Below are 967 nucleotides of genomic sequence, written 5' to 3'. Positions count from 1 at the left end.
CCCTTACCCCTTTCCCCAAACCTCACCCAGCATTTTTGGATTGGTAGACCACTAGTGTCCTTGCTCCTGCTGCAATACTGTTAAGGGTTTGAGCGTCACGTCGGATTCGTGCAACAGCTAACATACCCACAACTAATCCCAGCAGTGCTTTTGCGTTGGTATCTATGGCAAATGATTTCGGCAAATCTCCGTCCTCAATTGCTTGAGCAAGATTGAGCCGAAAGAATGATTCAATTTCGTCTAAACGATCCTCAATAATGGCGATGGTGCTTGGTGAATGGGATTCCCGCTCTATTGCTGTGTTAATAATCAAACAACCCTTCTGTTTTGAGTCGCCGATCATTGCTTTTGCCAATAGATCGAACCATTGTTGAATACATTCCAACGGTGGACAATGGCGTGGCATGGAAGCCCGAAAGAATTCTTGTGTGTATTTTTTGAATACTTGCTGAAATAACTTTTCTTTGTCACCAAAGGCGGCATATAAGCTTCCAGGCTGGATTCCTGTAGCTTGTACAATGTCTTTCATAGATGTGTTGGCATAACCACGCTGCCAGAACAAATCCATGATGATTGCTAAAACCTCGTCTTTATCAAACTCTCGTTGCCGAACCACGGGGTAATTGAAGTCTCCCAATTATTGTATGTATTTGTTAACTATACATATTTTTGAACGATTAATCAAGATTCAGTTTTTTTATGTATTTTTGCCATGATTAAGGTAATTTAAATAACTCATTTTACAAAAATTTCAGTACTATTAATTACACTTACACTTTAATTAGATTGTTATGTAATGAGAATTTGAGGAGCGATCGCCAATCTCAACCCAATACTTTTACATACATATCTTATTTTGAACGAACAATCAAAAATATGGCAATAGGGTTCCAATACTGCTCGGTTAAGGATTTTAAACTGGAATTTGGTTTGGGGAAAAGGTGAGCCAGCGCGGTCTTGGGGGTTT

At 39.6% G+C, this 967-nt stretch carries 1 protein-coding gene; it reads right to left on the bottom strand.

Translation table 11 applies throughout. From position 1 onward, the window contains the following. Positions 1-22: 22 nt before the first annotated feature. Positions 23-616, bottom strand: a complete 594-nt coding sequence (locus tag GNE10_RS34805; protein ID WP_185570544.1) for a TetR/AcrR family transcriptional regulator — start codon at positions 614-616, stop codon at positions 23-25. Between the last annotated feature and the right edge of the window lie 351 nt (positions 617-967).

Source organism: Nostoc sp. 2RC, assembly GCF_014222165.1.
GTDB lineage: Bacteria > Cyanobacteriota > Cyanobacteriia > Cyanobacteriales > Nostocaceae > Nostoc > Nostoc linckia.
Note: the sequence above shows the minus strand (reverse complement) of the source record. Positions and strands in the feature narration are given on the sequence as shown.